The following is a 322-nucleotide window of genomic DNA, read 5'->3' as shown; positions in this document are numbered from 1 at the left end:
CGTCCCCCGCCTCAACCAGGCGGCCGTGGCGGCCGGTACCGCGGACATCGACGCGGTGTCGGGCGCCACGTACACCAGCGCCGGCTACAAGAAGTCCCTCCAGTCGGCGCTCGACAAGGCGCCGGCCCAGGGCGGTTCCTCGCAGGCCGCGGGTTCGGGAGGCGGCCAGGCCGCGGGTTCGGGAGGCGGCCAGGCCGGGACGAAGACGCTCACCGGCAGCGTGGCGCAGACGCAGTACGGGCCGGTGCAGGTGCGGGTGACCGTGACCGGCGGCAAGATCACCAAGGCCGAGGCGGTCCAGGCCCCCAAGGGCGGCCGCAGC

General features: G+C 75.5%; 1 protein-coding gene. It reads left to right on the top strand.

All coding sequences use genetic code 11. The annotated features are described in order from the left end of the window. Positions 1 to 322 (top strand): FMN-binding protein (locus ADK65_RS05330; RefSeq protein WP_159038722.1); only part of this gene is annotated, 322 nt, incomplete at both ends.

The organism is Streptomyces sp. NRRL B-1140 (assembly GCF_001280065.1).
Lineage (GTDB): Bacteria > Actinomycetota > Actinomycetes > Streptomycetales > Streptomycetaceae > Streptomyces.
Note: the sequence above shows the minus strand (reverse complement) of the source record. Positions and strands in the feature narration are given on the sequence as shown.